This is a genomic window from Nostocoides jenkinsii Ben 74 (assembly GCF_001046875.1).
Taxonomy (GTDB): Bacteria; Actinomycetota; Actinomycetes; order Actinomycetales; family Dermatophilaceae; genus Nostocoides_A; species Nostocoides_A jenkinsii.
The window spans coordinates 2,646,501-2,658,473 of record NZ_HF571038.1 but is presented as its reverse complement, the minus strand read 5'-3'; the positions used below and the strand labels follow the sequence as shown (position 1 = coordinate 2,658,473).

Genomic DNA, 11,973 nt, shown 5'->3' with positions numbered 1-11,973 from the left:
GGGCGACGGTCGCGATCGCCCGGGCCACCCGTCTCCTGCGCGAGCACGGCGAGCGGTTCGTCTTCATCCTGGATGAGCCCACGGCATACCTCAGCGCGGACGAATCACAGCAGGTAATCGCGTTGATGCGGCGCGTGGCCGATCGCGGGAGCGCGGTCGTGTTCATCTCGCACCGGCTGCAGGAGGTCGCTGCCGTGGCCGACCGGGTCACGGTTCTGCGCGACGGTGTTGTGGTCGACACCTTCGTGGGTCAGACGGACTCGCAGCAGATCATCGAGGCGATGCTCGGGCAACGCTTGGCCCGCGCCTATCCGGAGCGTGCCCCGGCCCCAACCAGCGCCCCGGTCCTGCAGGCGCAGGGCCTGACCGGGGCACGCGTCGTCGATCTCGATCTCGGGGTCGCCGCCGGCGATCGTCGGCCTCGCCGGTCTGGTCGGTATGGGGCACGAGGAGATCCCGGCGCTCCTCGCCGGCGCGGTGCCCGCCCGGGCGGGACGGGTACTCCTGGACGGCGCTGACCTCACCGACGCCGGGATCGCCGAGCGCATCGCGCTCGGCGTCAGCATGGTGCCGGGCAACCGGCAGCGCGACGGAGTGTGGTTGGACGTCGAGGCTTTCGAGAATCTCGCGATCTTGCCTGACACGGCCAGGAGCCTGCTCGGCGTGCGGCATCGCGAGCGCGAGATCGGCGCGGCGACGGATGCGATGACGCGCTTCGGGGTGCGGCCCCCCGACCCGCTGGCCCGCGTTGGCCAGTTCTCCGGCGGCAATCAGCAGAAGGTCGTCCTGGCGAAGTGGCTGGACCGCGAGCCGCGCGTCCTGCTCCTCGACGAGCCGACCCAGGGGATCGACGCGGGGGCCAAATACGATGTGCTGCAACTGGTCTGCGCGGCCGCCACCAAGGGTGCCGCCGTCGTCATCGCCTCGGGCGACTACGAGCAACTGGCCAATATCTGCCATCGCGTCTTGATCCTCCGATTCGGCCGGATCACCGCGACCCTGACCGGGCCGGACCTCACCGAGGCGACGATCGCCGCCCGCGCCCAAGCCGACTGACACTGCGCCGGAGCCCCCCAAGGAAATTCTGCTAGCAGCAGTTAGTCAACTGTGGACACCTTGCAAGCTGTCCGCAGTTGACTAACTTGTGCTGAGTTGGTCCCGACCAACCCAAGCCGGACGTATGCCGCGCCCTCCTCCCGCTGCTGCACTCGCGGTGCCCTCTTCCCGCGGCCCTCCTCGCGCCGCTCTACTCGTGCTGCCCCTCCACCCACGCATCGATCTCGAGCCAGCGCTCCTCCAGCCAGGCCTCGATGGCGGCGGGCTCGCGGGGGACGTCGGGCGCCGCATACGTCCAGGTATGCACCAGGAAGGGGCGCCTGAACGGGATCGCGTCGAAGATCGCGCGGGCGCCGGTGAGGCGGCCGAGGCCCGCGTGCGCGACGATCATGACGTCGGCGTCGGGTCGTGCCGTCAAGGTCGCGACGGCGCCTTTCGTCTTGGGCGGCAACACATTCCGCAGTCGCTCCGCCTGGCGGAGGCGGGCCTGGTGTCCGGACTCGCGCAGACGCCGCAGGAGCTTCGAGCGCCGGGCTGGGGTCCAGTTCTCGCCTTCGGGGAAGATCAGCAAGGCGTCCTCGCGGGCCAGCGTGTCGGCGAGCCGACGCACCCCGGCGAGGCGATCGTCACCGGCGCCGGAAACCGACGGCACGAAGGACGACCCGAGTCGGGTCAGGATCAGGTCGATACCCGGATCCCAGCGCAGCGCATCGGCCAGGACGATGCGTGGCAGCCGGCCACCGGTGCGCGAGAGCAACCACGCGACGGCGATCGAGTCGGCCGGGCCAGCGTGGCGGGCGAAGGCGACCAGCGGCCGCTCAGCATCCCCCAGATCCATCACCGCATCCAGGCGCACTTCGAAGCCAAACCACTTGCGCCCCAACGCCATTGCCGTGTCCAACACCCGGCCGAGGAGCTCCTCGTGATCGACATACCAGGTGGGGGACTCGCCCCTCGGATCGGCGAGCCGCAGCCGCCAACAGCCCACCAAGAGCTGCAGATCGAGCCAGACGATCAGCAGGAACAGTCCCGTCGCCCGGAAGAGCCGCGCCCGGCGATCCACCAGCGACCACACGGCCCCGGCCACGAGCACGGGCAGGCTCGCCACCGTCACGGTCACCGCGAGCACGGGCCACACCACCCGCAGCGCGCGCCGCAGAATCATCGGCGGCGGCTTGAGCCCGCGCATCCCCATCGCTCAATCCTCCTGATGCGCGCCGAGATAGGCCGTGGCTGCCGCGTATGCCGCGTCGGCCCGCTCCCGCATCCGCCGCCCGCTTGCCTGGCCCAAGGACACGGTCGGGGCAACCTCCGTTCCGCTGGGAAGCACATGCAGGGCAACAGAATCCGGGACGCCGCTGATCTCCTGGGCATACCGATGCCGACGCGATATCTCGAAGGCCACGGCGGCCACCTCCCATGGCATCCGCGGAACCGCGAGCGGCTGCTCGACCCGGCCGACCTGCAACACGAAGATGCGTTCCGCCCCAAGCGCAATGGCGCGCCCGACCGGGATCGAGTGCACGAGGCCCCCGTCGAGATAGTGCGCCCCGTCGATTTGCACTGGTGGGAACAGCCCCGGGACCGAGCAGGACGCCAGCACCGCGGGCGCGATGGGACCAGTCGTGAACCAGGTCTCGCGGCAGTCCTCGATCCGCGCGGCCACGCATTGGAAGGGCACGGCCAACTCGTCGAACTCCCGCTCCGGCAAATACCGATCCATCACCGTCGCGAGCGGCGCATGCGTGAGGAGGTGCGTCCGGTGACGCGCGATCTTCGCGGCCTTGCGGACCGGCCGCTCCCACAACACCCCTTCGCGCAGGACCTCATCCCACACCGTGGCGAGCCGTTCGGCGCCCGCGAGGGTCGGGTCACCGGCGATAAAGGCGCCGTTGATGGCACCGATGCTCGTCCCGAGCACCAGGTCCGGCGCGATGCCCGCCTCGGCGAGCGCACGGACCATACCGACTTGGGAGGCCCCGAGGACGCCGCCACCCCCCAGGACGTATGCCGTGCGAGGAGTCACGGGGCCAGCGTAGGCCGCGGCCTGCCGAACCTCCGATGTGCCGACCAGTACAGACGATGGAGCCAGCGAATCTGGCTCTCCCATAGCGCAAACGACTGGACAAGCGACAAGATGGGCGTATGGCTGCTCCGTTGACTGTGATCCTGTTCGGTGCCACCGGCGATCTCGCCAAACGCAAACTCATCCCTGGGCTACTGCATCTGTTCCAGAGCCACTTGCTGGATGACATGCGAGTTGTCGGGACGTCGCTTGACGACCTGAGCGTCGACGACTTCAAGGATCTCGCGTTGCGGGCGATCCGGGAGCACAGCACCCGGACCCTGAAGGACGAGGACTGGAACCACTTCAGCCAGCGCCTCGACTACGTCCCGCTCTCCGCCGGCCCCGAGGCGCTGAAGGCGGCGGTGCTACGCGCCGAGGAGGAACTCCCCGGCGACGACGAATTGCGCCTGCACTACCTCTCCGTTCCGCCCAAGGCCGCCCTTGCGGCGGTGAGCACGATTGCGGCCGCGGGGCTGGTGGAGCGCTCGCGGATCATCATGGAGAAGCCGTTCGGCACCGACTACGCGTCCGCCGTCAAGCTCAACCGGCAGTTGCACGAGGTCTTCGACGAGAGCCAGATCTTCCGGATCGACCACTTCCTCGGCAAGGAAGCCGCGCAAAACATCCTCGCGTTCCGATTCGCCAACGGTCTCTTCGAGCCGATCTGGCACCGCAACAACATCGACCACATCCAGATCGATGTGCCCGAGACGCTTGGCCTGACCCAGCGCGGGGACTTCTATGAGGCGACCGGCGCCTACCGCGACATGGTCGTCACCCACCTTTTCCAGGTGCTCGCGTTCACCGCGATGGAGCCGCCGTCGGCGCTGGAACCCGCCGCGATCAACCGCGAAAAGACCAAGGTCTTCCGGTCGATGTCCCCGATCGAGCCGACCAACGTCATCCGCGGGCAGTATGTGGGCTATCGCCAGGAGCCAGGCGTGGCCCCCGACTCCGAGACCGAGACCTTCGTGGCGCTGAAGTGCTATATCGACAACTGGCGCTGGGCCGGCGTGCCGTTCTTCCTGCGCACCGGCAAGCGGATGGGCGAGGGTGCCCGCATCATCTCGATCGCCTTCAAGGAGCCTCCGCGCTCGATGTTTCCGGCGGGCTCCGGCGTCGGTGACCACGGGCCAGACCACCTGACCTTTGATCTGTCCGACCAGCCGCGAATGTCGTTGTCCTTCTATGGCAAACGACCCGGCCCGGGCTATCGACTCGACAAGCTGTCCATGCAATTCGCGATGAAGGACACGACCTGGGCGGGTTCGGTGTTGGAGGCCTACGAGCGGCTGATCTATGACGCTGCCCGCGGCGATTCGACGTTGTTCGCCTCCGCGAATGGCATTGAGCGACTGTGGGAGATCAGCCAGCCCCTGCTGGACAACCCGCCGATCGTGCGGCCGTACGACCAAGGCTCCTGGGGCCCCAACCAGATCCACCAGCTGGTCTCGCCCTTCGGCTGGCGGCTGCCCTTCGAGCGCAAGTGGCGCGAGCCGAGCTAACCGGCCCCGCCTCCCGAACTTGAGCACGCCTTACGAACTTGAGCACGCCGTGGAGGACGTGCTCGAGTTCGTAAGGCGTGCTCAAGTTCGTATGGCGTGCTCAAGTTCGAGGGGTGGCGGCGTCGGCCACCGTCGCCCCGACCCGCACCAGGAGTGACCTGGGCGCGATCGTCGCGGTGACCTGGCGCGCCGTCCCGATGACGTCGCCGTCGACCTGGACTTCCTCCGCCTGGTCTGTGGTGATGTCAAAGCGCGTTCCCGTATGCCGTGCCAGCCGCTCGTGCCGCTGCTTCCGATCGCGGGTGAGCACCCGGGCGGTCACCAAGACCCAACCCGTCAAACCCTTGGGGGAGAGCACCACGCAGTCCAACAGTCCGTCGTCGACGACCGCATCGGGCATCAGTTCGATGCCCCCGGTGATGCGCCCGCAGTTGCCCACCAACACCGTTCGGGCGTGCGCCTTAACCGGCTCGCCCCCATCGACCGCGAGCGTCATCCGGAAACGCGGGCCAAGGAAGTTGCGCAGGCCAGTCGCGGCATACGCCGTCCACCCGATGCGAGCCTTCGCGTCCTCGCTCGTCTCGGCCATGATCGTCGCGTCGAGCCCGAGCCCGGCCATGACGAGGAAGGCGTGGCGCTCGGGCTGGGCTGCCGCCGTCGCGGCAAGAGAGTCATCCGCCGCGGTGGCGACGGGGTCGAGTTCGACCCAGCCGACGTCGACGGGACGGTTGCGTCCGGTGAGCCCGAGCCGGAAAGCCGCCTCCAGGTCGTCCGTGGCCAGCCCGAGGTTGCGCGCCAGCAGATTCCCCGTGCCAGCCGGCAGCAACCCCAGAGGTATGTCCGTGCCGACCAGCGCGCTCGCCACGCACCGGACGGTGCCATCGCCGCCGAGCGAGGCAACGACATCGGCGCCGTCGGCCAGAGCCGCCCGCGCCTGCCCGGTGCCCGGGTCCTGCGCGGTCGTCTCGTGGAAGGTCGGCTCCGCCCAGTCCAGTTCCGCGGCCACGGCGCGCAGGCGCGCCTTGACGGGCTCCACCTCGGTGAACTTGGTGGGGTTGATGACAACGGCGACGCGCCGCCGGCGCGGCGCCGGCTGATCCTTGCGGAAGTCGTCGCGGTGCGGGCGGCGGCGGACCGGCCGCCCCGGCGTAGTCCTCAAGGCCAGCGCGATGGCGACCGCGACGAGGGCAAAAAAAACGACGGCAACGCCAGCAAGCGCGAGAGCGTCCGTCACAGGCTGAAACTACCAGCGCCGCGCGCGCAGGTTGCGGCAGCATGGGCGCCATGGACTCTGCCTCCGCTTCGGCACCGGAACTCCCCGACCCCGATGGCAAGGATTGGACCTGGGTGCTGGATCGGCCGTGTCCGGATTGTGGGTTCGATGCGGCGACGATCCGACCGGCCGACTACGCCACGGCGATCCGGCAGGTAACCCTGCCGTGGCAGGCCCTGCTGCGCCGGCCGGCGGCGAGCGTCCGACCGGAGCCCAAAGTCTGGGCCCCGCTCGAATACGGCTGTCACGTCCGGGACGTTTGCCGGCTGTTCGAGGAGCGCACGCGGCTGATGTTGACCGAGGACGGCCCGGACTTCGCCGACTGGGATCAGGACGCGACCGCCGTGGCGCAGCGCTACTTCGCCCAGGATCCCGAGGTGGTGCGGACCGAATTGGCCGAGGCGGCGCAGACCCTTGCCGAGACGTATGCCGCGATCCCCGACGATGCGTGGGAGCGCACTGGACGCCGCAGCAACGGCTCGCTTTTCACGATTCGGACATTGGGCGGCTACCTTCTGCACGACCTGAGCCACCACGTCTGGGATGTGCGGTTCTAACTGATGCCACCTCTTCACCTCTGGCTGGCCTTCGTGGCCGCCGGTGCGCTTCTTTGTGCCATCCCCGGGCCTAGCCTGCTGTTCACGATCGGGCGGGCGCTGTCGGACGGGAAAAGGTCCGCACTGCTCACCGTGCTCGGCAACGGTCTGGGCATCCTCACCCAGATCCTCCTGATCGCCGTCGGCCTGGGGCCGCTCGTGGCGCGCAGTGCGGCGCTGTACACGACCCTGAAACTGGCCGGCGCGGCATACCTCATCTATTTGGGGATCGGGACGATCCGCCACCGTCGGGACGCCGAGGGAGTGCTGGCGACGATGGACGCGCCGCGGAGGCCGGCGCATCACGCGGTTCGGGACGGCTTCATCGTCGGGGTGACGAACCCCAAGACAGTGGTCTTCTTCGTTGCCCTGCTGCCGCAGTTCGTGGATCCGGCCAGCGGTCCGGTGCCCCTGCAGATGGTCGTGCTGGGGCTGACCTTCTTCGTCATCGGGGTGACCAGCGACGGGTTAGTCGCGCTCGCGGCCGGCTCGGCGCGTGAGTGGTTCGCCCGGTCGCCCCATCGGTTGCGTCGGATGAGCGCCACCGGCGGGTTGATGATGATCGCGCTTGGGGTCACGTTGCTGTTTACCGGTAGGCCGCAGCCCACGACGTGAGTCGGGCCGCATGCGCGGACGGCCCTCCCTGGGCCGCGCAGAAACCCACCTGAGCCGGTGGGCACGCGCCGATAAACTGCCCGGGTGATTGACATCAAAGTTCTTGCCGACGACCCCGACCGGGTCAAGGCCAGCCAGGTCGCGCGCGGGGACGACCCCGCGCTCGTCGACCAGGTCATCGACGCCGACGCCAAGCGACGGGCCGCGCTGACCGAGTTCGAGCAACTCCGCGCCCGGCAGAAGTCCATGGGCAAGGAGGTCGCGGCGGCGCAGGGTGAGGCCAAGCAGGTGCTGCTCGCCGAGACCAAGTCGATCGCGGCCAAGGTCAAGGAACTGCAGGCGACGTCGGATGCCGCGGTCGCCGAGCGCGACGCGCTGCTGATGTCGATCGGCAATGTCATCGTCGACGGCGTGCCGGCGGGCGGCGAGGACGATTATGTCGTGCGCGAGATCATCGGCACGCCACGGGATTTCGCGGCCGAAGGGTTCGAGCCCAAGGACCACCTCGACCTCGCCGAGGGCCTCGGCGCGATCGACATGGCCCGCGGCGCGCGGGTCGCGGGCTCGCGCTTCTACTTCCTGACCGGCCCCGGTGCCCGCCTCGAACTCGGCCTGCTCAACGCCGGTATGGCGCTCGCTCTTGAGCACGGCTTCGTCCCGATGATCACCCCGACCCTGGTCCTGCCGGAGGTCATGAAGGGCGCCGGCTTCATCGACCGGCATGCCGACGAGGTCTATCGCCTCGAAGCCGACGACCTCTATCTCACCGGCACCTCGGAAGTCGCGCTCGCGGGCTTCCACTCCGGCGAGGTCATCGACCTCAGCGCGGGCGCGAAGCGCTATGCCGGCTGGTCGACCTGCTACCGCCGCGAGGCCGGCAGCTATGGCAAGGACACCCGCGGCATCATCCGCGTGCACCAGTTCAACAAGATCGAGATGTTCGTCTATTGCGACCCGGCCGACGCCGAGGCCGAGCACGAGCGCCTGCTCGACATGGAGCGCGCCATGCTCGCCAAGATCGAGGTGCCCTATCGCATCATCGACACCGCCGCCGGCGACCTCGGCCAGAGCGCGGCGCGCAAGTTCGACAGCGAGGCGTGGTTCCCGAGCCAGGGCCGCTACCGGGAACTCACGTCGACCTCGAATTGCACGACCTTCCAGGCCCGCCGCCTCGGCACCCGGATGCGCGGTGAGAAGGGCAACGAGGTTGTCGCAACCCTCAACGGCACGCTGGCCACGACCCGCTTCCTCGTCGCGATCCTGGAGAACCACCAGCAGCCGGACGGCTCGGTCGTGGTCCCCGAGGCGCTGCGTCCGTATGTCGGTCTCGACGTCCTGACGCCGGTCGCCTGACTCGTGCGCGACGCCCATCTGGTCGCCCTCGACATCGACGGCACGACGATCACCCACGAGGGTGAACTGCGCGAGCGCGTCCGCCTCGCCGTCCGCCGCGTCGCCGACGCGGGTCACCATGTCGTCATCGCGACCGGCCGCTCGGTGCTCGGCACACTACCGATCCTCACCGAGCTCGGTCTCGATCAGGGGTATGCCGTGTGCTCCAATGGCGCCGTCACCATCGCCTTGGACCCGGCTCACCCGAGCGGCTACGAAGTCCTGGAAGCGGTCACCTTCGACCCGGGTCCGGCGCTGGAGTTGCTGCGGGGGGCGTGGCCGGATGCCGTTGTGGCAGTGGAGGATTTGGGCGTTGGCTTCAAGGTGAGCGCGCCCTTCCCGGATCCGCTGGAGGGCGTCGTCACGGTCGTGCCGTGGGAGGAACTGCTGGCCGACCCGGTCACCCGCGTGACCTTCCGCAGCCCGACCGGGACCAGCGAGGACTTCACCAAACTCGCCGAGCGGATCGGCCTGCACGGCGTGAACTACGCCGTCGGCTTCTCCGCCTGGCTCGACATCAACCCCGAGGGCGTCTCCAAGGGCAGCGCCCTCGAACTCGTGCGTCGCCGCCTCGAGGTCCAGCCGATGCATACCCTCGCCGTCGGGGATCAGCGCAATGATGTCGAGATGCTGCGTTGGGCGGCCCGCGGGGTCGCGATGGGCAATGCGCCGGAGGAGGTCAAGGAGGTCGCCGACGAGGTCACCGAAGATGTGTATGCCGATGGCCTCGCCCTCGTCCTCGACTCGCTCCCCGGTCGTCGAGGCCGGGAAGTGGCGGCGCCATGAGCGCACCCCGACCCGATCTCGTCATCTCGTCCCCGGCCAACGCGCGCATCAAAGCCGTTGTCGCGCTGCGCAATCGGCGTGACCGCGATGCGTCCGGATTGACCCGGTTGGAAGGGCGTGAGGAACTGGAACTGGCCATCGCGGCCGGTGTCCGGCCGCGGACCCTGTTCCACTGCCCGCAGCTAATGGGCCGAGGCGGGCCTGGCGATGGTCTGGTCGAGCAGGTGCGCAGCTTCGGTGCCGAGATCATCGAATGCTCGCGGGCTGTCTTCGAAAAGGCGAGCTATCGCGAAGGCCCAGACGGCTTCCTCGCCGTCGCCCCGAGCCCGGGGCGCGGGCTGTTCGCACTCGACATACCCACCGATGGGCTCCTGCTCGTGGCCCAGGGGATCGAGAAGCCGGGGAATCTCGGCGCGATGCTGCGCACGGCCGACGCGGCCGGGGTGGCCGCGGTGATCGCCGCCGACCCGGTGACCGACTGGGGCAATCCGAATGTCGTGCGCGCGAGCAAGGGGACGGTCTTTTCGGTGCCGGTGGCGTCCGCGACGACGGCCGAGACCATCGCTTGGCTCGCGGCGCGCGGGATCGCGCTGGTCGCGACGACCCCGGACACGGACACGCGGCATACCGACGCCGATCTGCGCGGCCCGGTCGCGATCGCGGTGGGGACCGAGAAGTACGGCCTGGACGAGGAACTCTTCGCGGCCTCGACGATTCGCGTCCGCATCCCCATGGCCGGCCGCGCCGACTCCCTGAACGCCGCGACAGCGGCCGCGATCGTGCTCTTCGAAGCCGTCCGCCAGCGCTCAGTGGCCCCTCCGAATTTCCGCTAGACCCCGTTGCGGGGGTAGTGGACGGGGTCCCCGCGAAGTATCGGAGCGAGGCACGAGCGGAGAACTACGTGTGCTGAGTTGCCGATTTCGCCGGATTTGCAAAGCTCAGGCGTCGAGCCTGGCGCGAGCCGCCTCGCGTCGGTGCTTGAGGAACTCCAGGACCATCGGCACGACCGAGACGGCGACGATCGCGAGGATCGCGGCCTCCAGGTGGTCCTGCAGCACGGGGAAGGCCTGGCCCAGGAAGTAGCCGGCCAGCGTGACCCCGGTCGCCCAGAGCACCGCGCCGACCCCGCTCCATACGAAGAAGTGCCGCCGCTCCATCTTCCCCACTCCCGCGACCACGGTGATGAAGGTGCGCACGATCGGGACGAAGCGACCGAGCACGAGGGCCTTCGCGCCATACCGCTCGAAGAAGTCGTGAGTCTTGTCGAAGTTGGCCTTGTTGATGAACCGGCCCTGCCGGTTGTAGAGCGGTGTCCCGATCGCCCGCCCGATCTCATAGCCGACCACATTGCCCGCGAAGGCCGCGATCGACAGCACGATGCACGCGGTCACGATGTTGAAGTTCAAGTCGCCATTGGCGATGAACAGGCCGATCGCAAAGAGCAGGGAGTCACCGGGCAGAATGGGGAACAGCAGGCCGCACTCGATGAACACGATTGCCGTGCTCACCCAAAAGAACTGGCTGCCGAATCGTTCGAGCAGCCAGGCGGGGTCCATCCAGTCCGGGCCAAGGGCGGGCATCATCACGAGAACAAGGGTAGTTCGTGCAGTCTGTGAGAACCCTGAACGCCCGCTGTCCCCGCGCTGCGAGACGGGAAATCCGTGGCCCGTATGCCGCGTGGCCGGGTCGCCCGAGCGGCTGTCGGAGTCAGACGCAGTGGTTCCGGAAGGCGTGCTCGGATAACCCGGCCCCCATCGTCACGCACATGTCGACCGCCGACACCGCCCGCGATATGGACCTCATCCGGCAGGCAGTCGGGGACGCGAGGCTCAACTACTACGGCGTGTCCTATGGGAGTTACCTCGGGTCGAGCTACGCCTCGATGTTCCCCAACCGCGTGGGCCATGTCGTCGTCGATGCCGTGCTCGATCCGGTCGCGTGGTCGACCGGCACCGGCCGTCCGCCCTATGAGCCGTTCACGGCGCGCATCAAGTCGGGTCGAGGGGCCTACGAGGCGATGATGACCGGGCTCGCTGAGTGCGACAAGGCCGGCAAGGCACGTTGCGCCTTTGCCGGCGGTGCCGCCGCCAAGTGGGCCAAGCTCACGTCGCGGGCCAAGGGTGGTCACCTCCAGTTCATGGGTGAGCATCTCGCGTATGCCGACCTGATCGCCGGCACGCTCGGCCCGCTCTATGGCAACGACTACACCGATCTCATGGGGGCGCTCGACCAGCTGTATGCCGAGAACTTCGAGGGGCGGTCGGACCCGGCTGCCGCGCGCGCGGCAGCGGAGCTCTTCGTCACGTCAGCGGCGGACGCCCAAAATCCGTTCACCGTTCCCGCGCCGGGACTTCGTCGGGTGAGCGATGCCTTCGCCGGCGTCGCCTGCGCCGATACGCGCAACCCACGGGACCTCGCCTCGTGGTCGCAGGCCGCACGCAAGCAGGACAGGTCCTACCCCGGGTTCGCGTTGCGGTGGATCTGGCTCGGGGCTCCCTGCGCGGGCTGGCCCGGCGGCGATGGACGATGCCTACCTCGGCCCGTTCGGGGGCAAGACCGCCAGCCCGGTCCTGGTCATCGGCAACCTCTATGACCCGGCCACCCCTTACCAGGGCGCTCAGCGGGTGGCCCGCCTGTTCGACACGGGGCGCTTGCAGTTGACGGGCTAAACAAGGCGCACCG

Annotated in this window: 13 protein-coding genes and 1 pseudogene; 10 read left to right on the top strand and 4 right to left on the bottom strand. The window is 68.7% G+C overall.

Going from position 1 to position 11,973, the window contains the following annotated elements; translation table 11 throughout:
* A pseudogene (locus tag BN13_RS20375) lies at positions 1-518 on the top strand (hypothetical protein); the annotation flags it as partial.
* The gene (locus tag BN13_RS12710) at positions 439-1,056 is read left to right on the top strand and encodes an ATP-binding cassette domain-containing protein (RefSeq protein WP_048547410.1); all 618 of its coding nucleotides are present in this window, start codon (positions 439-441) and stop codon (positions 1,054-1,056) included. The pseudogene BN13_RS20375 and the gene BN13_RS12710, both read left to right, overlap by 80 nt.
* A gap of 190 nt (positions 1,057-1,246) precedes the next feature.
* Here BN13_RS12710 and BN13_RS12705 read toward each other — a convergent pair whose 3' ends face one another.
* Entirely contained in the window at positions 1,247-2,251 is a 1,005-nt protein-coding gene (locus BN13_RS12705; protein WP_048547408.1) for a 1-acyl-sn-glycerol-3-phosphate acyltransferase, read from the bottom strand.
* Between the two features lie 3 nt (positions 2,252-2,254).
* Positions 2,255-3,082, bottom strand: coding sequence for a patatin-like phospholipase family protein (locus tag BN13_RS12700; RefSeq protein ID WP_235434037.1), 828 nt, complete (start codon positions 3,080-3,082; stop codon positions 2,255-2,257).
* A 119-nt stretch (positions 3,083-3,201) separates the two neighbouring features.
* Here BN13_RS12700 and zwf point away from each other — a divergent pair, with 119 nt between their 5' ends.
* Positions 3,202-4,629, top strand: a complete 1,428-nt coding sequence (gene zwf, locus BN13_RS12695) for a glucose-6-phosphate dehydrogenase (protein WP_048547407.1) — start codon at positions 3,202-3,204, stop codon at positions 4,627-4,629.
* Between the two features lie 100 nt (positions 4,630-4,729).
* On the opposite strand, the gene BN13_RS12690 is transcribed toward zwf, so the two are convergent.
* Positions 4,730-5,863 (bottom strand): diacylglycerol/lipid kinase family protein, encoded by a 1,134-nt coding sequence (locus BN13_RS12690; RefSeq protein WP_053079788.1) that lies wholly within the window; start codon positions 5,861-5,863, stop codon positions 4,730-4,732.
* Positions 5,864-5,913: 50 nt separating this feature from the next.
* On the opposite strand from BN13_RS12690, the gene BN13_RS12685 reads away from it, so the two are divergent.
* The 5 genes from BN13_RS12685 (at position 5,914) to BN13_RS12665 (ending at position 10,124) form a co-directional block, all read left to right on the top strand.
* Positions 5,914-6,459 carry a DinB family protein gene (locus BN13_RS12685; RefSeq protein WP_048549139.1) on the top strand — a complete coding sequence of 182 codons (546 nt, stop codon included), beginning with the start codon at positions 5,914-5,916 and terminating at the stop codon, positions 6,457-6,459.
* Positions 6,460-6,462: 3 nt separating this feature from the next.
* Positions 6,463-7,113 (top strand): LysE family translocator, encoded by a 651-nt coding sequence (locus tag BN13_RS12680; RefSeq protein WP_157038581.1) that lies wholly within the window; start codon positions 6,463-6,465, stop codon positions 7,111-7,113.
* 84 nt (positions 7,114-7,197) lie between these two features.
* A complete protein-coding gene (gene serS, locus BN13_RS12675) occupies positions 7,198-8,466 on the top strand; it encodes a serine--tRNA ligase (RefSeq protein ID WP_048547402.1) in 1,269 nt (422 codons plus the stop codon).
* Positions 8,467-8,469: 3 nt separating this feature from the next.
* A complete protein-coding gene (locus tag BN13_RS12670) occupies positions 8,470-9,291 on the top strand; it encodes an HAD family hydrolase (protein ID WP_048547400.1) in 822 nt (273 codons plus the stop codon).
* Complete coding sequence (locus BN13_RS12665) at positions 9,288-10,124, top strand: TrmH family RNA methyltransferase (protein WP_048547397.1); 837 nt, start codon at positions 9,288-9,290, stop codon at positions 10,122-10,124. Before BN13_RS12670 ends, BN13_RS12665 begins: the two co-directional genes overlap by 4 nt.
* Before the next feature lie 105 nt (positions 10,125-10,229).
* Here the strand turns inward: BN13_RS12665 and BN13_RS12660 are convergent, their stop codons facing one another.
* Complete coding sequence (locus BN13_RS12660; RefSeq protein ID WP_048549138.1) at positions 10,230-10,871, bottom strand: DedA family protein; 642 nt, start codon at positions 10,869-10,871, stop codon at positions 10,230-10,232.
* 23 nt (positions 10,872-10,894) lie between these two features.
* Here BN13_RS12660 and BN13_RS12655 point away from each other — a divergent pair, with 23 nt between their 5' ends.
* Entirely contained in the window at positions 10,895-11,884 is a 990-nt protein-coding gene (locus BN13_RS12655) for an alpha/beta fold hydrolase (protein WP_321162910.1), read from the top strand.
* Positions 11,862-11,960 carry an alpha/beta hydrolase gene (locus tag BN13_RS20975; protein ID WP_407667896.1) on the top strand — a complete coding sequence of 33 codons (99 nt, stop codon included), beginning with the start codon at positions 11,862-11,864 and terminating at the stop codon, positions 11,958-11,960. Before BN13_RS12655 ends, BN13_RS20975 begins: the two co-directional genes overlap by 23 nt.
* Positions 11,961-11,973 lie beyond the last annotated feature (13 nt).